We start from the raw sequence: 24221 nt of genomic DNA on the forward strand, positions 1-24221 counted from the left end.
GGTTGAACACTCAGAAAAACACGCCCGGCAACCAGGTGGCGATTTCGGGAAATGCCATGATGATGCCGATGGCGACAATCTCGATCAGCACGAACGGAATCACCGACGTATAGATATCCTTCATGGTGATACCCGGTGGCACCACGCCCTTCAGATAGAACAGGTTGAAGCCGAAGGGTGGCGTCATGTAACCGATTTCCATGTTGATCACGAACAGGATGCCGAACCAGACCGGATCGAAGCCCAGGGACTTCACGATGGGCATGAACACCGGCAGGGTTATCAGCATGATGCCCACCGGATCCAGCACCATGGCCAGGAAGAAAACGATGACCATCATCGCGATGATGATGCCCCAGGCGCCCCCGGGAATGCCCTGCATCAGGCTTTCGATCAGGTCCTGGGCCCCCATGCTCTGATAGGCGGCACTGAAGGCGTGTGCGGCGAACAGGATCCACATGATCATGCCGGTGAGCTTGAACGTGCGGATGGCCGCTTCCTGCATGATCGACCATTTGAACTGGCGGTAGACCGCGGCGGAAATCAGTGCACCCAGCACCCCCATGGCGGCGGCTTCGGTAGGCGTGGTGATACCCCCGATGATGGAGCCGAGTACCATGACCACCACGCCGATGGGCAGCAGGACGGCGCGCAGGGCCCGGAATTTCTCGCCCCAGGTGCCACGCTCCTCTTTGGGAAGCGCCGGCGCCAGGTGCGGCTGCAGATGAGCGCGGACCAGCACGTAAATGGCGGTAAGCACCATCAGCAGGACACCTGGCATAATGCCGGCGGCAAACATCTGGCCCACCGAGACGCCGGTGATCAGCGCGTACAGGATCATCAGGATGCTGGGTGGAATCAGGATGCCCCAGCCGCCCCCGGTATTGATGACGCCCAGGGCCATTTTGCGATCGTAGCCCCGCTCCAGCATGGAGGGCAGGGCGATGGTGCCCATGGCCACCACGGCGGCGCCACTGATGCCGACCATGGCGGCAAACACGGCGCAGATGGCGAGGGTACCCAGCGCCAACCCACCTCGAATGCCGCCGAACCAGAGGTGCATCATGCGGTAGAGATCCTTCGCGACACCGGTCCGTTCCAGCACCATGGCCATGAACACAAACAGGGGAATAGCCACCAGGGTAAAGCTGCCCATGGTGCCCCAGATCTGCGAGGCGACCATGAAGAAGGAGTCAAAGCCCCAGGTGAAATAAAGGAAGACGACTGAAACCCCACCGAGTACAAACGCCAGCGGCAGGCCGAGTAGCAGGAAAAACAGCAGCGACCCGAAAAACAGGAGGGTCAGTAGTTCGATGCTCACAGGTACTCTTCCTCTTCTTCGGCTTGCTCGGAGGGGCGGTAATAATCCAGGTTGAAGGCGATGGCGATGTCTTCAAGCAGTTTCACCAGTCCCTGGAGGACCAGCAGACCCGTACCAACGGGGATGGCCAGTTTTACCGGCCAGATCGGCGGGTTCCAGGCGGAAAACGAGGTTTCCCAGCTGGACATGGAATCGCGGGCCATTTCGATACCGAACCACAGCAGGGCCAGGGTAAAGATGAAGAAGACCACCGAGGTGATGATATCGAGAAACGCCCGTTTTCTCGGTGCCAGGTGACTGTGGATCAGGTCGACGTTCACGTGTCCCCGGTGGGCCATGATGTAGCCGCCGGACATGACGGCATAGACGCCAAACAGCAGCTGGGTCAGCTCATTGGTCCAGACCGTTGGCGAGTTGAACAGATAGCGGAATCCCACTTCCAGAAGCAGGAACGCAAACATTACGAACACCAGCAGGGCGATTCCGCGCCCGACGAAGTCGTTCAAGCGTGTGATTCCCTTCATGAAGGCTGACAGCACACCCATGGCACGCTCCGGAATGATTGGTCTTTAACGGGAAACGGCCAGGGAAAATCCCCGGCCGTGTTTCAGAACGAATGTCTTACAGGTAACCGAGGTTGCCCAGGAATTCTTTCAGCATACCGAGGGCCTTCTTGGCCTGTTCGCTACGCTTGCCTTCCTCGTCCCACATGCCCTGCGCGGTCTTGACCAGCCTGGCCTGCACGTCGTCCGGAAGGGTGTTGATCTGGACGCCCTGTTCGGCAATGGCTTTCGCCAGAGTTACACGCTCTTTGTACTGGTACTCGTTGGTGCGTACCCAGAACTGCTCGTCGAGCGCCTGCTTGACGATCTTCTGCATGTCTTCCGGCAGTTTGTCGAGCGCCTTCTGGCTGACGATGATGACGTCGGTTCCGGCAATGTTCAGGGCCGGCTTCACGTGGTACTTGGCCACTTCGTAAAGGCCCATGCTGTACGCGCCCTGGGCGGCACCCCAGTGGGCACCGTCAACAATACCGGAATCCAGTGCGGAGTAGAGTTCGCTGCCCGGGATATAGGAGGCGGCGGCACCGGCCTCGGTCAGGAAGGTCTGCAGAGCGCCGGAGGAACGGATCTTCAGGCTGGTGAAATCGTCCCAGCTCTTGATCGGCTTCTTGACGACCATCTCGGTGGGATAGACCTTGTCGGTCGCCCAGTAGACGCCGTACTTGGCGGCTTCGTCGCGCAGCATCTGCTCGAAGCCCATGTTCTGGTGGAAGTAGGCCGCTTCCCAGACGTGACGGAAGGCGAACGGCAGACCGGAAGCAATGCCGGCCAGGGTCATCTTGTCCTGGGCATAGGACGGGGAAATCGTGCCCATTTCCAGGATGCCGCGGCTGACCGCGTCAAAGGTGTCCTTGGCCTTGAACAGGGCGCCGGCTTCGAACAGCTGCAGCTTCAGCCGGCCGTCGGTACGCTCTTCGATGACGCGCTTCAGGCGACCGAGGCTGTCGGTGTAGGAGCTGCTGGAACCCGGCCAGTGTGACTGTACTTTCCAGGTTACGGTTTCCTGGGCATTGGCGGGAATGGCAGACAGGCTAGCGGAAACGCCCAGAGTCATTGCCGAAGCAAAGACAAAGAACTTCCTTCGAGTCAGAGAGAACAGGTTCATGCTGGACCTCATTCGTTGTTGTAGTGGTGGTTGATGTTGCTTTATTGTTTCGCTATGCAAAACTAACAACTGCATAGTGAATTAGTATTCTTGGAATCTAACACATGCACCGGCTTTTGCAATAGGATGTTTGCCGACAATTATCAGAATAGCCCATAGGAGCGGAGTCATGATCAAAACTCACCGGCACGAAGGGTATGTCCACCTGGTTATCAGTCGCCCGGAGAAGAAGAACGCCCTGACGAGGGACATGTACGAATCGTTGGGGCAGGCAGTAGAGGAAGCCGCCGCCGATGAGGGCGTCCACGCGATCCTGATTTCCGGCGAGGGCGATGTGTTTACCGCGGGTAACGACCTGGATGACTTCCGGGCCCGGGCAACGGATGCCAATCCCAGGCCGTCTTCTGGACTGGCGTTCATCGAAGTGCTGATGAACTGTGATACGCCGGTCCTTGCGGCGGTGGAAGGCCTTGCGATCGGTATCGGTACGACGATGCTGCTGCATTGCGACGCTGTTATCGCTGGTCGCTCCGCGAAATTCAAAACCGCATTTATCGATCTGGGCCTGGTGCCAGAGGCGGCGTCCACTGTGACCATGCCCCTGCACCTGGGGGCGCGAAAAGCGGCGGAGCTTCTGCTGTTGGGGGAAGTATTCAACGGCGAGCAGGCGAGCGAGTGTGGGCTGATTACCCGGGCTGTCGACGATGGCCAGGCCCTGGCGGAAGCCGGTCGCCTGGCCAGGAGTCTGGCCACCAAGCCCCGGGAGGCGCTCAGGGCCAGTAAGCGCCTGATGCGGGCGCCCTGGCAGGAATCCATTCAGGCAGCGCTGGAGCGGGAACGCTCGGTGTTCGCCGAGCGCCTGCGCTCGGACGACTGCCAGAGCGCGCTTGCCGCGATGCAGCGCCGTTAAGGATTGGGCGCTTCCCAATAGGGAGTTCTCAACTCTCGCTTGAGTACCTTGCCGATGGTGGAGCGGGGCAGTTCATCGCGGAACTCGACGGCCGCCAGTCGCTGGGTCTTGCCCAGTCGCTGGTTGGCCCAGTCCAGCAGGTCCGCTTCGCTCTCCCCGCTTCCGTCCTTTCGGACAACCAGGGCAAGGGGCGTTTCCCCCCAGTGGTCGCTGGGAATGCCAATGACCGCGACGTCAGCCACAGCCGGGTGGCCCAGAAGGATTTTTTCCAGATCCACCGCGTAGATGTTGAAGCCGCCCGAAATGATCATGTCCTTGCGCCGATCCAGAATGTAGATGAAGCCGTCTTCGTCGATCCGCCCCATGTCGCCGCTGCGGTAAAACACGTCACCTTCCGGGCTGGTCCACAGCATCTCGGCGGTCTGCTCCGGCCGGTTAACGTAGCCCCGCATCATCGAGATGGCCCGGCCGACGATCTCACCGATCTCGCCCCGCGGCAGTTCGCGGCCTTCCTCGTCGATCACCCGGATTTCGGCGCCTTCCGTAGGTACCCCCACTGAATCCCACTTATCCGGATGAGCAGCGCAATCCAGGCTCGTGGAAATGCCACCCTCGGTCAGTCCATAGACTTCCCGGATATTGCCGGGCCAGCGACGCATGGCGTCGGCGATCACGTCGGCCCGCAGTGGTGCGCTGGTACAGAGTTTCAGTTCGAAGCTGGACAGATCGAACCGGTCGAAATCCGGCACGGCCAGGATTCGTTGGTACTGGACGGGCACCAGCATGGCGTGGGTGACCCTGTGCTGTTCCGCGAGTTCCAGGAACCGGTGGGCATCGAACCTGGCCATGATGACCAGGGTGCCGCCGTTGAAGAGTGTCGGCAGGACGGAAACCAGCGTGGTATTGGAATACAGCGGAGTAGAAACCAGGTTGATGGCGTGATCATCCAGGCCGAATCGGGCCATGCGAACCATCTGGCGCTGACGGAACCGGTAGTCGTGGAGAATGCCTTTTGGGGTACCCGTCGTCCCGGAGCTGTAGATGATGTTGAAGGCATCGTCGAGCGACACCGCCGCAGGGGTGGCGTCATCGCTGACGGTTCCGAGCCATTCCGGCAGGGATAACTCCGTTTCCATGGTGTCCAGCCCGATCATCTGCTCGGCAGGCAGATCCAGGCTATCGCGGAATTCCCGCCACAGGTCGAGATTCTTGCGAGAGACAAACAGGAATCGGGCTCCGCAGTCACGGATCATCAGGGTCAGGGCCTCGGCGCTGGCCATGCCCGACAGGGGCACCATGCAGCCGCCGGCCACCAGCGTCCCGAGATACAGTGCCAGGTATTCGCGGGTATTTTCCGAGAGCCCGGCCACGCAATCGCCGGTTTCCAGACCCGCGTCCCGGAGGCGGTTGGCAATCCGGTTGACCTGCTGCAGCAGTTCCCGCCAGGTAATGCTGCCCCGCTCATCAATCAGCGCCACCTTGTCGCCCTGTGTCTGCGAGTAGGCCTGAATCCGGTGGCCGATGGGGTCCATGGTCTCGTCTGACTGCACGGGCGCGTACACGGGCAGGTCATTTGTTGTCTTTTTCATTTTTATCTCTCTCGACACTTTATAGTTTTACTAGATGAAATTAACTTCCAAATATATTGACTCAAAACCGGAATGCGTGACAAATTATCGAAAAGACACAGCGTTGATCACAATAACAATGGCACAACAACGAGGAGTATCACCATGGAGCGTTTCCATCAGCGAATAGCGCTAGTGACCGGAGCGGGCAGTGGTATCGGCCGGGCAACCGCCGTTCGCCTGGCCCGTGAGGGAGCGACCGTGGTGATGGTGGATGTCTCCGAGCCGGGATTGCTGGAAACCGAGAGCCTGATGCCCGAGGGCGCCCGTTATCTTCGGCGTCAGGTGGACGTCTCGGACGAAAAGCAGGTCCAGGCGCTGGTGGCAGAAACCCTGAAAACCTATGGAAAGCTCGATGTGTTGTGCAACATCGCCGGCATTGCCAGCGTTTCCGGCGCCCATCCGGCGATCACCGAAAACGACCGCGATGAATGGGAAAAGGTGCTGTCTGTGAATCTGATCGGCACCATGCTGTTCATCAAACACGCGGCTCCCCACATGCAGTCCCGTAAGCTCGGTGCCATCGTGAACGTTGCGTCGGTCGCCGGGATACGGTCCGGTGCGGGCGGCAATGCCTACAGTGCCTCCAAGGCCGGAGTGATCAACCTCACGAAGACGTCGGCCTGTGATCTTGGCGGCGACAACGTCCGGGTCAATGCCGTTTGCCCCGGACTGGTTGAAACCGGCATGACCCGTGCCGTTTTTGATTATGCCCGTGCCCACGAAAAAGCGCACAAACTCGGGTCCCGTTGCGAACTCCGTCGTTACGGCGCGCCCGAAGAGATCGCGGCGGCCATTCTTTTTCTTGCGAGCGACGACGCCAGCTACATTACAGGGCAGGCGCTGCCGGTGGACGGCGGCAACACGGCCTCCCTCAACCTGCCAGGAATGAAAGTCTGATGAGTCTGGATAACCCCCACATTAGCGGCGGCGATGACCTGCCCGGATTCCATAACCTGCTGGGCTACCGTCAGGTGTCCTGGGAAGAAGACGAGGCGGTCATTTCGCTGGAACTGCAACCCCGGCACCTCAACCTCGGGGGCGTCATCCATGGAGGCGTGCTGACGTCGCTTCTGGATATCGCCATGGCTGAGGCGGGCACCTATTGCCCCTATCCCGGGCGGATGCGCAAGGCGATCACCCTGTCCCTGACCACCACGTTTACCGGGCAATGTTCCGGTGGGGTGATCCGGGTAACCGGTCGCAAGCGCGCGGGTGGTACCCGCATTTTCAACAGTACCGGCGAGGTCCACGACGAGCAGGGTAATCTGCTGGCGATTGCCGAGGGCACCTTCCGTATACGCTCGGGCAGCGAGAAGCCGGAGGGCGTGCCGATCTGAGGGGCGGCCCCGAACCCATCATTTGCTGCTGCGGAACCGTGGCAGAAACACGGACAACACAACAAGAGGACGCGGACATGTTCGAGCTGTCAGAGAAGGCCAGGAAACTTCAGGCCGAGCTAAACGACTTCATGGATGCTTACATCTATCCGAATGAAGAGAAGCATCACCAGCAGATCGAGGAAGCGGAAAACCGCTGGGCCCCGGTGCCCATTATTGAAGAGCTCAAGGTGAAGGCGAAGGCGGCCGGGCTGTGGAACCTGTTTCTGCCGGAAAGCGAGTTCGGTGCGGGGCTGACCAATTTCGAATATGCCCACCTGTGCGAAATCATGGGCCGGTCCGAGATGGCGCCGGAGGTCTTCAACTGTTCCGCGCCCGATACCGGCAACATGGAAACCATCGCCCGTTACGGCAACGAAGAGCAGCAGGAACAGTGGCTCAAGCCGCTGCTGGCCGGTGAGATCCGTTCATGCTTTTCTATGACTGAGCCGGACGTGGCGTCGTCCGATGCCACCAATATCGCCTGTGAGATCCGTCGTGAGGGCGATGAGTATGTGATCAATGGTCGCAAATGGTGGTCGTCCGGTGCCATGACCACCACGTCCAAGATTGCCATTGTGATGGGCAAGACGGATCCGACCGCGCCCAAGCACCAGCAGCAGTCCATGATTCTGGTACCGCTGGATGCCCCGGGCGTGAAGATGATTCGTCCGCTGACGGTATTCGGCTATGACCACGCGCCGCACGGCCATGCCGAGATCGAGTACAACAATGTACGGGTGCCAGCGAGCAACATTCTCCTCGGTGAAGGCCGTGGTTTCGAGATTGCCCAGGGCCGGCTCGGGCCGGGCCGTATCCACCATTGCATGCGTACCATCGGTGTGGCCGAGCGCGCGCTGGAGTCCATGTGCAAGCGCGCCAATGCCCGTGAGGCCTTTGGTCGGCCGCTGTCCGAGTTCGATTCCATCCGTAAGGACATCGCCCGCAGCCGTATCGAGATCGAGCAGGCGCGACTGATGACGCTGAAGGCCGCGCACATGATGGACACCGTGGGTAACAAGGTGGCCCGTCAGGAAATTGCGATGATCAAGGTGATTGCCCCGAGCATGGCGCTGAAGGTCATCGACCGTGCTATTCAGGTTCACGGCGGTGCCGGCGTCAGCCAGGACACCTTCCTGGCCGGTGCCTGGGCCAAGGTCCGTACCCTGCGTCTGGCCGATGGCCCGGATGAGGTCCATCTGGACAGTGTCGCCAAGCTGGAGCTTCGGCAGTACCGCTGATTATTCAGCCCGCCAAGTCGGGCGCATGAACAAACGGGGAGGGACCTGCCGGGACGCGCCGTGAATACGTCCCTGTAGGCTTGAGCAGCACATCCATGTGCTGCACAGTCCCGGCAGGTCCCTCCCCGTTCGTTCCCCAAGCACTGAGCATGAGGATCGAATAATGACGAACCCCCTTTTTGACATGACCGGCAAGGTTGCCGTCATCACCGGTTCCACCAAAGGCATTGGCCGTTCCATTGCCGAGGAAATGGCCAAGTGTGGCGCCAAGGTCGTGATTTCCAGCCGCAAGGCCGAAGTCTGTGAGCAGGTGGCCGAGGAACTGAAGGCGCAGGGCTATGAGGCCCTCGCGATTCCCTGCCACGTTGGTAAGAAAGAAGATCTCCAGAACCTGGTGGACAAGACCAACGAAGCCTGGGGCGACATCGACGTGCTGGTGTGCAACGCCGCCACCAACCCGGTCTACAGCCCGACGTCCGAACTGACCGACGATGCCTGGGACAAGATCATGGACACCAACGTCAAAGGCACCTTCTGGCTGACCAACATGGTTCTGCCGCAGATGGCGAAGAAGGGCGAAGGCTCCGTAGTCCTGCTGTCCAGCATCGCCGGCTTGCGCGGTAACACCGTGATTGGTACCTACGGCGTATCCAAAGCGGCCGAAGCAGCCCTTGCACGCAACCTCGCTGTTGAATGGGGCCCACAGGGTATTCGTGTTAATGCGATCGCCCCGGGGTTGATCAAGACAGATTTCGCCAAGGCTCTCTGGGAAGACCCCGTCCGCGTAAAGCGTGCGGAGGACAAAACCCCGCTGCGCCGCATCGGTGATCCGGTCGATATCGCCGGCCTTGCGGTATTTCTGTCTACCAAAGCCAGTGCCTATATCACTGGCCAGGTAATCGTCGCCGACGGTGGCGAAACCATCTGTTAAGGCGGCTTATAACACAGTAAGACGAGGCCGGTGGGTGGGGTGTCTTCGTGCAGGGAAAAAGATGTCCGAGCGAAGCGAGTTATTTTTCCCGGAAGGAAGACATCCCACCCGACGGCCGCCGCCCCCGCGGTGGAGCAGCGACGAACAAATTGAAGGCAACAAAATCCATGAGTATCGCACCAGAGTTGGTAGAGGTCCTGCCTGCTCACAAATTTGATGAAGCAGGGCTTCTGGAATGGCTGAAAACGGAGCTTCCGGAGGTTGGTAGTCGGCTGGATGTAAAACAGTTCCAGGGTGGGCAGTCCAATCCGACGTTTTTGTTGGAAACGGATGGTGGCCGCTATGTGCTGCGCAAAAAACCGCCCGGGAAGACACTGCCTTCCGCTCATATGGTGGAGCGGGAGTTTCGGGTAATGGGCGCACTGCACGACCATACGGAGGTTCCCGTGCCGCGCGTGCGAGTGCTTTGCGAGGACAGTTCTGTCATCGGCACGCCTTTCTATGTAATGGATTTCCTGGAAGGTCGGATCATCAGCCATTCCGCGCTTCGGGCGCTTGATCGGAAGGACCGCATGCCGGCGCACCATTCAGCCATCGATACGCTGGCTGCGCTGCACTCGGTGGATGTGAACGCCATCGGGCTGGGGGATTACGGGCGGCCGGAAGGGTATGTGGCCCGTCAGGTGTCCCGGTGGAGCAAGCAGTATCTTGCGTCGAAGACCGATGAGTTGCCGGCAATGGACAATCTCATGGCCTGGCTGCCGGAAAATCTGCCGGCGAAGGATGAGACCTCGATTGCCCACGGTGACTATCGGTTCGGGAACCTGATGCTGGCGCCGGATCGCCCGGAGGTGATTGCGATCCTTGACTGGGAGCTTTCCACCCTGGGCCATCCGCTGGCGGATCTGGCCTATTACTGCCTGCCCTATTACCTGCCTTCGGACATGGAAGGCATGCGCGGCCTTCGGGGCGAGGACCTGGAAGCCCTGGGCGTTCCCGATGAGCAGGAGACCATTGCCCGGTACTGCGCCAGGACCGGTCGGGACGGCATCGACGACTGGCATGTGTTCCTGGCGTTTTCACTGTTCCGGCTGGCGGCCATTCTGCAGGGTGTCTACAAGCGGGCCCTGGATGGTAACGCCGCCAATGCCAATGCCCTGGAAGTGGGCAAGCGCGCCAGTCTGCTCGCAGACATCGGCTGGCAAATCGCCTGCGACGGGCAGAAACGCTGAAGGGAGTCACCGTTATGAAAAGCCCTATGGTCAACCGCATCCTGATCACCAACGACGACGGCATCAACGCTCCCGGCATTGCGGTGCTGGAAGGGATCGCCCGTCGCCTGGCCGAGGAGGTCTGGATCGTGGCACCGGAGCACGATCGCAGCGGTGCCGGACAGAGTATCTCCATTCACAGCCCGCTTCGGGTCTACCGGTCCGGGGAGAAACGTTACGCCCTGTCCGGGACACCGGCGGACTGCGTCCTCTATGCCTTGGCCGAGTGGTTCGGCGAGACGCCACCCGATCTGGTGCTGTCTGGCGTGAACTGTGGCGCCAATATCAGCGATTCGGTGCAGTACTCGGGCACTGTCGGGGCCGCGCTGAGTGCCCTGCACATGAACATTCCCGCCATTGCCCTGAGCCAGGCCTTCCTGAATCGGGAAGGGATTCACTGGTCACCGGTTCAGACTTACGGCGAAGCGGTTATCCGGCGTCTGTACCAGAGCGACCGGGTGCGGGCCTGGAATGTAAATTTCCCGGCCTGCGACGCTGGAGAGATTTCCGAGGCGCGCTGGTGCCGGCAGTCCACCGGATCCATACAGCGGCCACGGCTGCTGGCCGGTCAGGACGCCCGCAGCCTGCCTTACTGGTGGCTGGGTTTTGAGCGCAGTTCCCGGCACATCGTGGCACCCGATGCCGACGTGACGGTGCTGAGGGAAAAGGCCATTGCCATCACGCCATTACGACACGAAGACCCCCTGCCAGGGGGCACTGATACTTTCGACCTGGCCGCCGGCGCGGCCGACGCATCAAACCGGGGAGACTAATCAACATGTTCACACGCCATTACAACGTCTGGCCGAAGGAACTGCCCAAGACCATGACGCTGCCGGAGACCAGTGTGTATACCAACCTGGAGATCTCCGCCCGGCGCTATCCGGACCACACCGCCATCATTTTCTACGATGCGCCCATGAGCTATCGCCGGCTCAATGAGGAAGTGGAGGCGATGGCCGGGTATCTGCAGGCGCAGGGCGTCAAAAAGGGTGATCGGGTGCTGCTGTATATGCAGAACTCGCCCCAGTACGTCATTGGTTATTACGCCATCCTGCGTGCGGATGCGGTGGTGATTCCGGTCAATCCGATGAACCGTCACGCGGAGCTGGAGCATTACATTGCCGACACCAGCGCCACCCTGTGTCTGGCGGGTCAGGAATTGGCCAGCTTCATCGTGCCCCTGATTGGCGAAACCAATCTGGAGCAGGTGGTGGTGGCCTCCTACAACACCTACATCAACCTGGAGACCGACCTGAACCTGCCGGCGGAAGTGGCGGCACCGGCCTGGTCGAAAGAGATTCCGGGCGTTGTCAGCTGGGACACCGCAATGGCGTCCGGGCATAGGCCCTCCGAACACACCGCACAGCCCGACGATCTGGCGGTGATTCCCTACAGTTCAGGCACCACCGGCGCACCCAAGGGTTGCATGCACACCCACCGGTCGGTGATGGCGACGGCCCTGCACCGTGCGTTCTGGAACCTGAGTACCCCGGATACGGTCCAGCTGTCCACGCTGCCGTTCTTCCACGTGACCGGCATGACCGGGTCCATGAACAGCCCGATCTACAGCGGTTCCACCTCGGTGATCATGACCCGTTGGGACCGGACCACCGCTGCGAAGCTGATCGAACGTTACCAGGTTACCGGCTGGACCAACATTGTCACCATGGCGGTGGATTTCCTGTCCAACCCGGACATTGGCCAATACGACCTGACCAGCCTCAACACCATTGGCGGGGGTGGTGCTGCCATGCCGGAAGCCGTGGCAGAGAAACTCAAGAGGATGACCGGCCTGGACTACATCGAGGGTTACGGACTGTCCGAGACCATGGCAGCCACCCACATCAACCCGCCCGACCATCCGAAGGCCCAGTGCCTCGGTATCCCGGTGTTTGACGTGGACTGCCGGATCATCGATGTGGACACGCTGGAGGAAAAAGGCCCCGGGGAAACCGGCGAGATCGTCTCCTGTGGTCCTCAGGTCACCCTCGGCTACTGGAATCGACCGGCCGAGACCGAGAAAGCGTTTGTGGAAATCGATGGCAAGCGGTTCTTCCGGACCGGTGATCTGGGGTATTACGACGAGGACGGCTATTTCTTCATGGTGGATCGGGTCAAGCGGATGATTAACGCCTCCGGCTTCAAGGTATGGCCTTCCGAGGTTGAAGGGCTGATGTACCGCCATCCCGCCATCCATGAGGTATGCATTATTTCGGCACCGGATCCCAAGCGAGGAGAGACGGTGAAAGCCTGCATCGTGCTGACCCCGGAAGCGGACGGCACTACGGCCGAAGAGGACATCACCAGCTGGTGCAAAGAGCAGATGGCGGCCTACAAGGTGCCCACCATCATCGAATTCGTCGATGAGTTACCGAAGTCGCCCACCGGCAAGCTGATGTGGCGAGCCCTTCAGGAAGAGGAGTGGAAAAAACAGGCCTGAATAGTCACTAACCTAACAAAAAGTACGCAGAGCGAAACATAATTTTATTATGTTGACATGCGAAACGATCAGTGTAATTGTTTCAGGTAACGCCGCGGGGTGAGCCCGCCCCGCGGTTTAAAGCCTCAAACCATCCGATAACAACAAACACGGAGGGGCAGATTTGAACCTTTTCTTCCAGCAAATTATCAACGGGTTGACCCTGGGCAGCATCTACGGTCTCGTAGCGCTCGGTCTCACCCTGGTCTACGGAATTCTGCACATTCCGAACTTTGCCCACGGCGCGCTCTACATGGTCGGGGCCTTCATGTCCTACTTCTTCATGGTGGACCTCGGGGTTCATTACTGGGTGGCCATGGCGGGCTCGGCTGCGGTGGTGGCCATCCTTGGCATCCTGTGCGAGCGTCTGGTGTTTCATCCATTGCGGAATTCACCCCCGATACACGACAAGATCGCCGCTATCGGGGTGCTGCTTTTCCTGGAAGCCACTATCCAGATGTTCTGGGGCTCGGACTTCCGGCGCATGTCCTCGCCGTTCACCGGCATCATGAATTTTGACGGTCTGATCATCCCCGAGCAGCGCCTGCTGATCATTGTCGGCGCCTTTACCCTGGTGATCGGTCTGCAGCTGTTCCTGCGCAAGACCATGACCGGCGCCACCATCATCGCCATGGCCCAGAGCCGGGAAGGGGCGTTCCTGGTAGGGATCGACTCCAACCGGGTGGCCATGATGACCTTTGGCATCTCTGGCGCGCTGGCAGCGGTCGCAGCCAGCCTCTATGCGCCCATCAACCTGGTCTACCCGGCCATGGGGCACCTGGTCATCATGAAAGCCTTCGTGATCATCATCCTCGGTGGTATGGGCAGTGTGCCCGGAGCCATCGTCGGCGGCATGATCATCGGTTTCGCCGAGGCATTCGGTGGCTTCTATATCTCCACGGCCTATAAGGACATCATCGCCTTCGGTCTGCTGGTTCTGATTCTGTCTGCTCGCCCACAGGGGCTGTTTGCGAAGGGGGCGCACTGACCATGTTGTTCAAACTCGGAAGTCTGTTCATGAAGCCCGGTGCCAAGATGGCACTGCTGGCCCTGGCCATCGTGTTTCCCGCCCTGGCCAGCAACGAGTACCAGGTGTACGTGATGGCCTCCGCCTTCGTCTGGGCGATTGCCGTCTACGGCCTGAATATCATCACCGGTTACTGCGGCCAGCTGAACCTGGCCCATGGCGGCTTCTTTGCCATCGGTGCCTACACCCTGGGCCTGCTGACCTCGGATGCAGGCTGGAGTTTCTGGCCGGCGTTTGTGGCGGCCCTGCTGGTGACGGCGGTGCTCGGCTTCCTCGTGGGTGTCGTGTCACTCCGCCTGAAGGAACACTACTTTGCCATCTTCACCCTGTGTGTCGGCTTCATCATTTACCTGTTGATGGACAAGTGGGAAGAACTCACCCATGGGCCGGTGGGTGTGCGGGATATCGCCGCACCCTATGGGTTCGGAGTGGTCGACTTCACCGAAACCACACCCTTCTATTACCTGGTACTGGCGTTCCTGGTGTTTTCCATCTGGTTCATGGGACGTCTTTCCCGTTCCCTGCTGGGGCGCACCTTCATTGCTATCCGCAATGGTGACGAACTGGCCCAGTCGCTCGGCATCAATCTGATGCGCAACAAGGTGCTGGCGTTTGTTCTGTCCACCACCTACGCCGGCCTGGCCGGTGCCCTCTACGCGGGTATGGTGCGGTTCATCGGGCCGGAAGAGGCCAACATTATTCATACGTTCGACATGATTACCTACCTGCTGGTGGGTGGCATCGGCACCCTGACCGGGCCGCTGCTGGGCACCATCAGTATTGTCTGGATTACCCAGTCCCTGCAGTTCCTCGAGGAGTACCGGATGATCCTGTTCGGCCCACTGCTGGTGGTGCTGGTTATCTTCTTCCCGAGGGGCATTAACGGCCAGTTCCTGACCTGGATGCACCACAAGGCCCAGACCCTGTCACCGGCCAAAAAGAAAAAATCGAGCAAGGTCCAGACCGCCACTTCCGGGGAGGTGAAGAACAATGCTTAAAGTGGAACACCTGACCAAGATGTTTGGCGGCCTCGCGGCGGTCAACGACGTGTCCGTCGATTTCGAGGCGGGCAAGATCAACGCCATTATCGGCCCCAATGGGGCAGGCAAGAGCACGTTTTTCAACCTGATCTCCGGCCTGCACCAGCCCACCTCCGGACGCATTCTGCTGGATGGGACGGATGTCACCAATATGCCGTCGGACAAGGTGGCTCGCCTGGGGGTTGGCCGCACCTTCCAGACCACGAACCTGTTTGAACAGGCCTCGGTGCTGGACAACCTGATCGTCGGCCATCGTCTGCGCACCAAATCCGGCCTCTGGGACGTGCTGATCAACAGCAAACGCCTGCAGCGTGAAGAAAAGGCGGCACGGGACAAGGCGATGGAAGCGCTGGATTTTGTCGGTCTGACTCATGTTGCCGGCCAGTTCATCGCGGATATTACCCAGGAAGAACGCAAGCGAGTGGCCTTTGCCCTGGCGCTGGCGACCGATCCGAAAATCGTCCTGCTGGATGAGCCGGCGGCGGGCGTGAACCCGGAGGAAACCCAGGGATTTGCCGAACTCATGCGCAAGATGGTCGACAACGGCCTGACGGTCTGTCTGATCGAGCACAAGATGGACATGATCATGAGCCTCGCAGACAAGATCATGGTGCTGGATCACGGCGAAAAAATTGCCGAGGGCACCCCGGAAGAGGTCCGCAATAACCCGGTTGTGATCGAAGCCTACCTGGGAGGTGACGAAGATGCTGCAGCTTGAGAATCTCGATGTCTGCTACGGCAGCTTCAAGGCCCTGTCCGACATCAACATGACCGTCGATACCGGCGAACTGGTGGTTTTGCTCGGGGCCAACGGTGCCGGCAAATCCACCCTGTTTAACGCCATCAGCGGATTGATCAAACCGGCCGCCGGCGATATCCGTTTCGAAGACAAACACCTGAACGGCATGAAGCCCAACGCGGTGGTCTCTTCGGGCGTGGTGCAGTGTGCCGAGGGCCGCAAGCTGTTTCCCCAGATGAGTGTCCACCAGAACCTGATGATGGGGGCCTATGTCCACCGGCGGGATCGGGATGGTAACAAGAAGCGCCTGAACGAGGTGCTGGAGTTGTTTCCGATCCTGGAAGACAAGGCGGGGCAGCCGGCGGGATCGCTGTCCGGTGGTCAGCAGCAGATGGTCGCCATCGGCCGGGCGATGATGAGTCGGCCGCGTCTGCTGATGCTGGACGAGCCCTCTCTGGGCCTTGCACCGCTGGTGGTCAAGCAGATGTTTGAAACCATTCAACAGATTAACAGCCTGGGCACCACGGTGCTTCTGGCTGAGCAGAATGCCTTTGCGGCCCTGAAGATCGCTCACCGGGCCTACGTCATGGAGAACGGACGCCTGGTGATGGAAGGCGATCGGGAAGCCATGCTGGGCAATGAAGAGGTACGCAAAGCATACATCGGGGCCTGACGAGTCCCGGACACTGAGCAACGACGAGCGCAACAAACCAGGAGAAAACAATGAGAATAGTAAAAAAACTGGGTCAGGCAGTCGCGACGGCAACACTGGGCATGACCATTGCCACAGGTGCTATGGCGGGTGAAGTCACCATCGGTTTCACCGGTCCGCTGAGCGGCGGCGCCGCCCTGTACGGGGAGAACACCCTGTCCGGCCTGCGTATGGCCGCAGACGAGATCAACGCCGCTGGCGGATTCGATCTCAACGGCGAGAAAACCACCATCAACGTGGTTGCCCTCGACGACCGGTACTCTCCCGCACAGGCCGCCACCAATGCCAAGCGTCTGAAGCAGGAAAACAACGCGCCGGTGATCTTTGTCCCGCATTCCGGCGGCGTGTTTGCGCTGCAGGAATTCAACGTAAAAGACGATTTCCTGGTCATGGCCTACACCAGCGTACCCACCGTTACCAAGAAGGGTAACCCGCTGACGGTCCGCATTCCGCCGACGTTCGACAGCTACATGGACCCGTTCACCAGCTATGCGCTGGAGCACGAAGGCAAGAAACTGGGCATGGCCGGTGCCACCCACGAATACGCCAAGATCTGGGCGTCCATGATCAAGAAAGAGTGGCTGGCCAAGGGGGGCGAAGTCGTCTCCGAGAACCCGATGGACTACAACAAGTCTGCCGACTTCTTCACCGGCGTCAGCCGGGTACTGGCTGAAAAGCCGGACGTGATGTTCGTAGGCGGTGCTTCCGAGCCGACCGGTCTGGTGGTTCAGCAGGCGCGCCAGATGGGCTTCCAGGGCGGCTTTATCATCATGGACCAGGCCAAGATTGACGAAGTGTCCAAGGTTGCCGGCGGTCTGGATATGCTGAATGGCGCCGTGGGCGTGGTTCCGCTGAGCGCGTTCGAAGACGAGGCGGCCCAGAGCTTCATCAAGCGCTACGAGGAGAAGTTCGACCGTACCCCGGGTTCCGAGGCTGCGTACAACTACCTGGCCCTGAACGCCATTGTGACCGCGATGGACGAAACCGAGTCCACCGATCCGAAGACCATCCGTGCAGCCCTGGGCGATGCGCTCAAGAGCATGCCGGCGATGAAGCGTCCGTACGACGTCACCGACGTGACCAAGGACGGCGGCTTTGTCTCCACGCCTGACATGGCCGTGGTCGAAGACGGCAAGATCAAGATGGTACCGATGCAGTAAACCGGCCATCTGACCATGGGGGCAGGCCAGCGATGGCTTGCCCCTTTTTGTTCGTATCGACCAGATGAACGCGGGAGCCGAACAGAGGAGGCACCATGAAACTGAAAGATTCGGTCGCGGTCATTACCGGTTCCTCGTCGGGAATTGGTGCCGCGATAGCAACGGTATTCGCCCAGTACGGCTGCCACGTGGTGATCACCTACAGCCGCAATGAAGCCGGCGCGCGATCGGTGGCCGAAACCTGTGAACGGGAGGGAGTGAGGACTCTCATGTGTCAGGCCGACGTGGCCAACGACGATGACTGCCGACGATTGGTTGACCAAACCATGGCGGCCTTTGGCCGACTTGATATCCTGATCAACAATGCGGGTACCACAAAGTTCTGTCCGCACGGGGATCTGGAGGGGCTGGACCAGCAGGATTTTCTCGATCTGTATGCCGTGAACACCGTGGGGCCGTTTCAGATGACCCGGGCTGCAGAGAAAGCCTTGCGAGCCAATGGCTCCGGTCACATCATTAACATGGCCTCGGTCGCAGGCCTGGCCGGTGTGGGCAGTTCGATCGCCTATGCCGCCTCCAAGGGCGCGCTGATCACCATGACGCGCTCACTGGCACGGGTCATGGGCCCGGAGGTCCGGGTCAATGCCGTGTGTCCCGGATTTGTCCAGGGAGAGTGGTTGAAACAGGGGTTGGGCGAGGCCCGGTACCAGACCATGCTGGAAAAATACGAGGCGGCTGCTCCGCTGAAAAGGACCGCGTCCCCGGAAACGGTGGCGGACGTGTGCCTTGGATTGATCATCGGTGGCGATCTTACCACCGGTGAAACCGTATTGATTGATGGCGGCGCCCATCTCGGAACGGCGCCACTGCGCCGATAATCCATCACTATCCCTGAAGAGGAATTTCCGGAACATGAGTGAAAAACCAAGCATTCTGATTGTTGGCGCCGGTGCCATTGGCAGCTTTTACGGCGCCATTCTGAAAAAGGCCGGCTGTTCTGTGAGCACGGTGCTGCGCTCCGAATACGATGTGGTGAAAGAGCAGGGTATCCGTATCAGTAGCTCCCTTGGCGACCTGTCATACCGACCGGATCACGTCTATCGGGATGGTGAAACGCCCGAAGACTATCCGGACTACCTGATCCTGTGCGTGAAGGTACTTCCGGGCGTGGATCGTGTTGCCCTGGTCAAACCCTGGATGGGGCCGTCCACCCGGTTGGTACTGATCGAGAACGGTCTGGATATCGAGCGGGAACTGGCGGACGCCTACCCGGACCATCCGCTGATCAGCTGCCTCGCCTTTATTGCAGCCAGCCGGACCGAACCCGGTGTGGTGGAGCACAAGGCCTATGGCAAACTGGTTATGGGACGTTATCCGGAAGGGATTGATGACCACTGTCGGGAATTGTCGGATTTGTTCCAGGCGGGCGGCATCGGGATTGACCTGACGGAGCAGGTGGTCGGCGAACGCTGGCGCAAATGCCTGTGGAATACCCCGTTCAACCCCCTGTCGGTCATTGCCAACGGCGCCGATACCCGAACCATTCTGGATGCCGAAGGCGGTGAGGCCCTGATCCGCGCCATGATCCGGGAGGTGATGGCGGTCGCCGAGGCCGAAGGCTATCCGATGGATGAGAAGCTGATTGATCTGAACATCGAGGGCACGCGGAAGATGCCGCCCTACAAGAACAGTATGGCACTGGACTACCTGAACGGACGGCCGATCGAGCGGGATGCCGTACTGGGCAACGTGGTGACGATTGCCGAGCGCCACGGCATTCCGGTGCCCCACCTCAACACCGTTCTGGTGACCCTCCGCATGCGTGCCAAACTGGCCGGCGAGGACTAGCTCCCACCGGCCCGGGAGCCTCAGCCGGTCACGTACATGGCCAGGTTCTCGGCGACGCAGGCCGGTTTGTCCTCACCCCGTATCTCGATGGTGGTCTGGTAAGTCGCCAGGGTACGGTTCGCGTCCACCCGTTGTAGTTCCACCAGTTTGATCCGGCTTCGGATTTCCGCCCCGACCTTCACGGCGGCGGGAAACCGGAGCTTGTTCAGTCCGTAGTTGATGGTGGCGGACAGGCCCGTCACTTCCAGCACCTGCTTGTTCAGCATGGGAAGCAGGGACGCGGTGAGAAAACCATGGGCCACCGGGCTTTTCCAGGGAGATTCCCGGCGCGCCCGCTCCACATCCACGTGAATCCACTGGTGATCGCCGGTCGCGTCGGCGAAGGCGTTTACCCGTTCCTGGCTGATCTCGGTCCAGGGGCTTTCACCAATGACCTGTCCCACGTGGCTCTCAAGCTCCGTGATCGGAATGCTGACCATATTGCTCTCCTGTCGCGATGGGGCGGTCAAACGCCGTAGCCGGGGTTTTTACTGTCCAGCAGGCGAACCAGTGCCGGCCAGGTCAGTGCCGAGGCCATACCGAGTTGCTGGGACTGCTCCGCGGTGGTGGCAATCGCCTGTTCGGATGGCAGGTAGGTGGGGCCGCAGGCCAGCGCGCGAACCTGGATCTCGCAGGCCTTCATCAGAAAATAGAGGTAGGTGAAGGTTTCCGGCACGTCCTTCCCGGCAGTCAGCACGCCGTGGTTGCGCAGGAGCATCATGGACTTGTCACCGAGGTCACGGATCAGCCGCTCCCGCTCATCCAGGTTCAGGGCGACGCCCTCATAATCGTGGTAGCTCAGGTGGTCCAGGCACAGCATGGCGGTCTGGCTCAGGGGTAACAGGCCATCCCGATGGGCGGACACGGCGACACCGTCCGGCGCATGCAGGTGCATGACCGCACCGGCGTCTTCCCGGCCCATATGCACTGCGCTGTGAATGGTGAAGCCGGCCGGATTGACGCGGCTGACACTGCCTGATTCGACCACCTCACCATTCTTGTCCACCTTGACCAGGGAGGAAGCTGTGATTTCGTGGAACAGCAGGCCGTAGGGGTTGATCAGGAAATGATGGTCCGGACCGGGTACCCGGGCGGACAGATGGGTAAAGACCAGATCATCCCAGCCAAACAGGGCGACCAGGCGATAAGCCGCGGCAAGTTCGGTGCGAACTTTCCATTCTGCCTTTCGCAGATCCTGAAGGTCTTCGTTGGTGTTTGTTGTCATGATTATCACCTCTTGTGTTCTTACCATAAAAAAGGGGGTGGCCACTGGCCACCCCCAAAAAGGCCTCTGACTGGTTGAGGGAGGCCTCAGGCTCACTGATGAAGGGGATTTAGCTGGCCTGTAACAGAGCGGCGTAACGTTCCAGATGGAAATCGTCATCGCCAAGTTGATGGTTGATCATCACCAGGCGCTTGGCGTAGTGGGCGAAGTTGTATTCCCAGGTCATGCCAATACCGCCGTGGGACTGGATGCCCTTCTCGGAAATGAACTGGCCGGCACGTCCGATGACGTTCTTGGCGGCCGCCAGGATCCGGCGACGCTCATCGCTCTGGGGCTCGTCGGCGACGCTGGCGGCGAGAATGGCCATGGACCGGGCCTGTTCCAGCTCCGACATCATGTCCACCATGCGGTGCTGCAGGACCTGGAACTTGCCGATGGGAACGCCGAACTGCTTGCGCTGTTTCAGGTAATCGAGGGTCAGGTCGCAGGCCACTTCCATGGCGCCGACGGCTTCGCCGCACAGGCCGGAAATGGCACGGCCGGTCTGGTATTCAATGATGTCGGCGGCCTTGCCTTCTTCGCCGAGAAGGGCATCGGTGCCCACCTTGACGTTGTTCAGCACGAGGTCGCAGCCCTTGGCGCCGTCGATGGTCGGGTAGGTGCGTCGTTCAACACCGTCGGCATCCGGGCTCACCAGGAACAGGCTGATACCGTCGGCCTCGCGGGTATCACCGCCGGTGCGGGCGGACACCAACAGCACGTCGGCGCAGTGCCCGCCGATCACAACGGCCTTGCGACCGTTCAGCACGTAGCCGTCGCCACTGTTTTCGGCACGGGTTTCCACGTTGTTCAGGTCGTAGAAGCTCTGCGGCTCCTGAAGGCCCACGGCGGCCCGGACCTCACCGGACGCGATGCCACCGAGCCACTGTTCCTTCTGGGCATCGTTACCGACCTGGCTGATCAGGCCGCCGCCAAGGACGACCGACTGCAGGTAGGGTTCGATGCACAGGCCGCGGCCGAGTTCGGTCATTACGCTCTGTACTTCGACGCCACCGCCGCCAAAACCACCGAGCTCCTCGGGGAAGGGAACGGCGGTCAGGCCCAGTTCGCCCAGCTGCTTCCAGAAATCCTCGCTGAAACCGAGCTCGGATTCGCTGAACTCCAGGCGCTTTTCAAAACTGTACTCACCGCGAACCAGGCGGGCCACGGTGTCCTGCAGCATCTGCTGCTCTTCGTTCAATCGGAAATCCATGGTCGCCTCCTTAGAGCCCGAGAATCATTTTCGACACGATGTTCTTCTGGATCTCGTTGGATCCGCCGAAAATCGACAGCTTGCGGTTGTTGAAGTACTGGGCGGCCAGCGGCGCTGCGTTCTCATCAGAGAGGAACTCGCCGTCGTAGTCCAGATCCAGTTCTTCTTCCACGAACGGAATGGCGTAGGGACCAATGGCCCGACGTGCCAGATCGTTGATCGTCTGGCGAATCTCGGTGCCACGTACTTTCAGCATGGAGCTCTCGGCACCCGGTACACCACCGCCTTCGACGGACGCAATGATCCGCAGGTTGCTGATGGCAGCAGCGGTAAGGTCAATTTCGACCTGGGCGATGCGCTGGCTGAAGGACGGATCCTCGATCAGCGGGCGGCCGTTCTTGAGACGACGACCGGCCAGCTCTTTCAGGTGCGACAGCGCCGCCTTGGAAATGCCAATGCCGGCCAGACCGGTGCGCTCGTAAGTCAGCAGGTACTTGGCGTAGGTCCAGCCCTTGTCTTCCTCACCCACGAGGTTTTCGACGGGAACCTTCACGTCCTCGAAGAACACTTCGTTGACTTCGTGCTCACCGTCCAGAGTAATGATCGGACGCACGGTAATGCCCGGGGTGTTCATGTCGATCAGCAGGAAGGAAATGCCCTCCTGGGCCTTCACTTCGGTGTTGGTGCGAACCAGACAGAAAATCATGTTGGCGTGCTGGCCCAGCGTGGTCCAGGTTTTCTGGCCGTTGACGATGTAATGGTCGCCCTCACGAACCGCACGGGTTTTCAGGGAGGCGAGGTCGGAACCGGCACCCGGCTCGGAATAGCCTTGGCACCACCAGTCCTCGCCGCTCAGGATACGCGGCAGATATTTCTGCTTCTGCTCTTCGGTACCGAACTTGATGATGACCGGCGCCACCATGTTCACCCCGAACGGGATTGAGCGGGGAACACCGTAGCGGCAGGATTCGTCGTCCCAGATGTGTTTCTGGACCGGTGACCACTTAACGCCGCCGTACTCTTCCGGCCAATGCGTTGCGTACCAGCCTTTTTCGGACAGGATTTTCTGCCAACGCTGATGGTCTTCCTTCGACAGGCGACGGAACCCTTTCACCTTGGCAGCGATGTCTTCCGGAAGCTTCTCGTCCAGGAACGCCCGTACCTCATCACGGAAGGCAAGTTCCTCAGCCGTGTAGTTCATGTTCATCGGATAGCCTCTTTGTGAGTAAAAGCGAAAATCTATACCGCATAGCAGAATTGCCTAATCATGGAACATCATAACCGCTGTGTCAATCGCCCATTAATGAAGAGCGTAGTCGCAAATATTGGCTGGGTAGTGGCGAACTTGCGAATGGATATGCGGACGGGGACGGTGTTCGCCGAAATCGAGGTGGAGCGGGTGTTGAAAGCCCGGGAACAGGGGGATGGTTCCCGGGCAAAAGGGCTGTCAGCGAGAGATCAGCAGGTCCATGTCCGGTGTCAGCGAGGTTCCGCTTTTGCTGACGACGACAGCCAGGTTGGAACCCACCAGCTCAACGACACGCGCTTTGCCGATGGTTTTGCCGGGCCGCCAGGCAACCGGTTGTCCGCTGGGCGCTCGGACCAGAGTGCCCGGTTCATGCACGGTGAGTTCCGTTCCCGGGGTTACGCCGTTATCGGAACCCGCACTGATATAAAGCTGGCCGTCGTCACCGGGAAACGCCCGCAGCACCCAGGGGCTCAGGGTCGAGCGTTCGGCCGCCAGTTTCAGGGCCGCGTCAGCCGGATTGTCCGATGGCAGCTCGGTGGACGGGTAGATTGCTCCGGCGCTGGGGTCGATCAGAGTGAGTTCCCGGTTTTTCACGATCATCATCAGGCGAACACCAGGATAGACCGCCAATGCCCTGGCACAGGCCAATGAGCGCAGGTCGCTGCATTCAGGAATTCGTCGGGCCGCATCCCGCAGTGCCGATGTCGGAACGGGTATGAAGCCATAGCGGGTCGCTTTGTTGCGCAGGGCGGTCTCCAGCCCGGGACTGACGTTTTCGCCGACGACAATTCCGATATTGGCCCGGAGGACGCCATCCGTTGACGGGCTTGCCTGAGGCGGTGGTGCTGCCTCTGCCTCACTGGCTTCCGGTGTCCGGTTGCGTTCCCAGAACGGGGTTTGCCAGTCGGGTTTTTCATAACCCAGTGCTTCGCTGGAATCCGCCACTGAGATCTGCTCATCCGGCGGGGCGGTTGTACAACCAGTCAGAAGAAAGCCGACAAGGCTGGTTGCGATCATCAGTTTTCGGGCCATGACCGTCATCGTGGAATCCTGTCTGTGGGTGAGTCGTAAGCGTATTGCATGGTTTTCGCACGTGCCA

General features: G+C 60.0%; 24 protein-coding genes. 15 read left to right on the top strand and 9 right to left on the bottom strand.

Going from position 1 to position 24221, the window contains the following annotated elements; genetic code table 11:
* Nucleotides 1–10: 10 nt before the first annotated feature.
* The 3 genes from MSNKSG1_RS15845 to dctP form a co-directional block, all read right to left on the bottom strand.
* A complete protein-coding gene (locus MSNKSG1_RS15845; RefSeq protein ID WP_008940306.1) occupies nt 11–1321 on the bottom strand; it encodes a TRAP transporter large permease in 1311 nt (436 codons plus the stop codon).
* Nucleotides 1318–1866: a TRAP transporter small permease subunit gene (locus MSNKSG1_RS15850; RefSeq protein ID WP_008940307.1), complete on the bottom strand. Its 549-nt coding sequence runs from the start codon at nt 1864–1866 to the stop codon at nt 1318–1320. Before MSNKSG1_RS15850 ends, MSNKSG1_RS15845 begins: the two co-directional genes overlap by 4 nt.
* A gap of 76 nt (nt 1867–1942) precedes the next feature.
* Nucleotides 1943–2989, bottom strand: coding sequence for a TRAP transporter substrate-binding protein DctP (gene dctP, locus MSNKSG1_RS15855; protein ID WP_008940308.1), 1047 nt, complete (start codon nt 2987–2989; stop codon nt 1943–1945).
* 169 nt (nt 2990–3158) lie between these two features.
* On the opposite strand from dctP, the gene MSNKSG1_RS15860 reads away from it, so the two are divergent.
* The gene (locus tag MSNKSG1_RS15860; RefSeq protein ID WP_008940309.1) at nt 3159–3899 is read left to right on the top strand and encodes an enoyl-CoA hydratase/isomerase family protein; all 741 of its coding nucleotides are present in this window, start codon (nt 3159–3161) and stop codon (nt 3897–3899) included.
* Here the strand turns inward: MSNKSG1_RS15860 and MSNKSG1_RS15865 are convergent.
* Nucleotides 3896–5488, bottom strand: a complete 1593-nt coding sequence (locus MSNKSG1_RS15865; RefSeq protein ID WP_008940310.1) for a class I adenylate-forming enzyme family protein — start codon at nt 5486–5488, stop codon at nt 3896–3898. The two genes, MSNKSG1_RS15860 and MSNKSG1_RS15865, sit on opposite strands and share 4 nt — an antisense overlap.
* Nucleotides 5489–5632: 144 nt before the next feature.
* On the opposite strand from MSNKSG1_RS15865, the gene MSNKSG1_RS15870 reads away from it, so the two are divergent.
* From MSNKSG1_RS15870 to MSNKSG1_RS15935, 14 genes are all read left to right on the top strand, one after another.
* Complete coding sequence (locus tag MSNKSG1_RS15870; RefSeq protein ID WP_008940311.1) at nt 5633–6427, top strand: SDR family NAD(P)-dependent oxidoreductase; 795 nt, start codon at nt 5633–5635, stop codon at nt 6425–6427.
* Complete coding sequence (locus tag MSNKSG1_RS15875; RefSeq protein ID WP_008940312.1) at nt 6427–6867, top strand: PaaI family thioesterase; 441 nt, start codon at nt 6427–6429, stop codon at nt 6865–6867. Before MSNKSG1_RS15870 ends, MSNKSG1_RS15875 begins: the two co-directional genes overlap by 1 nt.
* Before the next feature lie 77 nt (nt 6868–6944).
* The gene (locus MSNKSG1_RS15880; RefSeq protein WP_008940313.1) at nt 6945–8147 is read left to right on the top strand and encodes an acyl-CoA dehydrogenase family protein; all 1203 of its coding nucleotides are present in this window, start codon (nt 6945–6947) and stop codon (nt 8145–8147) included.
* Between the two features lie 163 nt (nt 8148–8310).
* Nucleotides 8311–9078, top strand: a complete 768-nt coding sequence (locus MSNKSG1_RS15885) for an SDR family NAD(P)-dependent oxidoreductase (RefSeq protein ID WP_008940314.1) — start codon at nt 8311–8313, stop codon at nt 9076–9078.
* A gap of 167 nt (nt 9079–9245) precedes the next feature.
* Entirely contained in the window at nt 9246–10310 is a 1065-nt protein-coding gene (locus MSNKSG1_RS15890; protein ID WP_008940315.1) for a phosphotransferase, read from the top strand.
* A gap of 14 nt (nt 10311–10324) precedes the next feature.
* Nucleotides 10325–11122, top strand: coding sequence for a 5'/3'-nucleotidase SurE (surE, locus tag MSNKSG1_RS15895; RefSeq protein WP_008940316.1), 798 nt, complete (start codon nt 10325–10327; stop codon nt 11120–11122).
* Nucleotides 11123–11127: 5 nt separating this feature from the next.
* Nucleotides 11128–12792, top strand: a complete 1665-nt coding sequence (locus MSNKSG1_RS15900) for a long-chain fatty acid--CoA ligase (protein ID WP_008940317.1) — start codon at nt 11128–11130, stop codon at nt 12790–12792.
* Nucleotides 12793–12955: 163 nt separating this feature from the next.
* Nucleotides 12956–13819 (top strand): branched-chain amino acid ABC transporter permease, encoded by an 864-nt coding sequence (locus MSNKSG1_RS15905; RefSeq protein WP_008940318.1) that lies wholly within the window; start codon nt 12956–12958, stop codon nt 13817–13819.
* Nucleotides 13820–13821: 2 nt separating this feature from the next.
* Entirely contained in the window at nt 13822–14856 is a 1035-nt protein-coding gene (locus tag MSNKSG1_RS15910) for a branched-chain amino acid ABC transporter permease (RefSeq protein WP_008940319.1), read from the top strand.
* On the top strand, nt 14849–15616 hold the full coding sequence (locus tag MSNKSG1_RS15915; protein ID WP_008940320.1) for an ABC transporter ATP-binding protein: 768 nt from the start codon (nt 14849–14851) through the stop codon (nt 15614–15616). The genes MSNKSG1_RS15910 and MSNKSG1_RS15915 overlap by 8 nt, the downstream gene beginning before the upstream one ends.
* Nucleotides 15603–16310: an ABC transporter ATP-binding protein gene (locus tag MSNKSG1_RS15920; RefSeq protein WP_008940321.1), complete on the top strand. Its 708-nt coding sequence runs from the start codon at nt 15603–15605 to the stop codon at nt 16308–16310. Before MSNKSG1_RS15915 ends, MSNKSG1_RS15920 begins: the two co-directional genes overlap by 14 nt.
* A 50-nt stretch (nt 16311–16360) precedes the next feature.
* Entirely contained in the window at nt 16361–17509 is a 1149-nt protein-coding gene (locus tag MSNKSG1_RS15925; RefSeq protein ID WP_008940322.1) for an ABC transporter substrate-binding protein, read from the top strand.
* Between the two features lie 95 nt (nt 17510–17604).
* The gene (locus MSNKSG1_RS15930; protein WP_008940323.1) at nt 17605–18387 is read left to right on the top strand and encodes an SDR family NAD(P)-dependent oxidoreductase; all 783 of its coding nucleotides are present in this window, start codon (nt 17605–17607) and stop codon (nt 18385–18387) included.
* Nucleotides 18388–18421: 34 nt separating this feature from the next.
* Complete coding sequence (locus MSNKSG1_RS15935) at nt 18422–19357, top strand: ketopantoate reductase family protein (protein WP_008940324.1); 936 nt, start codon at nt 18422–18424, stop codon at nt 19355–19357.
* Between the two features lie 20 nt (nt 19358–19377).
* Here MSNKSG1_RS15935 and MSNKSG1_RS15940 read toward each other — a convergent pair whose 3' ends face one another.
* The 5 genes from MSNKSG1_RS15940 to MSNKSG1_RS15960 all read right to left on the bottom strand — a co-directional run bounded on the left by MSNKSG1_RS15940 (nt 19378) and on the right by MSNKSG1_RS15960 (nt 24163).
* A complete protein-coding gene (locus tag MSNKSG1_RS15940; protein ID WP_008940325.1) occupies nt 19378–19836 on the bottom strand; it encodes a MaoC family dehydratase in 459 nt (152 codons plus the stop codon).
* Nucleotides 19837–19862: 26 nt separating this feature from the next.
* On the bottom strand, nt 19863–20621 hold the full coding sequence (locus MSNKSG1_RS15945) for a class II aldolase/adducin family protein (protein WP_008940326.1): 759 nt from the start codon (nt 20619–20621) through the stop codon (nt 19863–19865).
* A 109-nt stretch (nt 20622–20730) separates the two neighbouring features.
* On the bottom strand, nt 20731–21873 hold the full coding sequence (locus tag MSNKSG1_RS15950; RefSeq protein ID WP_008940327.1) for an acyl-CoA dehydrogenase family protein: 1143 nt from the start codon (nt 21871–21873) through the stop codon (nt 20731–20733).
* Nucleotides 21874–21883: 10 nt separating this feature from the next.
* Complete coding sequence (locus tag MSNKSG1_RS15955) at nt 21884–23080, bottom strand: acyl-CoA dehydrogenase family protein (RefSeq protein WP_008940328.1); 1197 nt, start codon at nt 23078–23080, stop codon at nt 21884–21886.
* Between the two features lie 240 nt (nt 23081–23320).
* Nucleotides 23321–24163, bottom strand: coding sequence for a hypothetical protein (locus tag MSNKSG1_RS15960; protein ID WP_008940329.1), 843 nt, complete (start codon nt 24161–24163; stop codon nt 23321–23323).
* Between the last annotated feature and the right edge of the window lie 58 nt (nt 24164–24221).

It is taken from the genome of Marinobacter santoriniensis NKSG1, assembly GCF_000347775.1.
In the GTDB taxonomy this organism is placed as follows: Bacteria; Pseudomonadota; Gammaproteobacteria; order Pseudomonadales; family Oleiphilaceae; genus Marinobacter; species Marinobacter santoriniensis.